Genomic DNA, 263 nt, shown 5'->3' with positions numbered 1-263 from the left:
GGTACCGTCAAGAATTTTGTGTAATGCAAGATAGATAGGGTATCTCTGAAATGGATTTGGAATGGATAGGGGACTAGTTTCCTCCACACGAGGGACTGAATATTCAGTCTATTGCGCAGAAAGGGAGAATCCCCTTATCGTATTGGTTTGATATTTACATTATTTGGTTAATTGTAACGTTCTTCAAACATTCGCTCGAGGGCTTCCTGTGCTTCGGCAAATCCTCTTAACTTTCGCCCTGCCCATTTCTCATTAAAATCTTG

Origin of the sequence: Geobacillus sp. LYN3, assembly GCF_003064505.1 — a bacterium.
Lineage (GTDB): Bacteria > Bacillota > Bacilli > Bacillales > Anoxybacillaceae > Parageobacillus_B > Parageobacillus_B toebii.
This window is presented reverse-complemented; position numbering follows the sequence as displayed.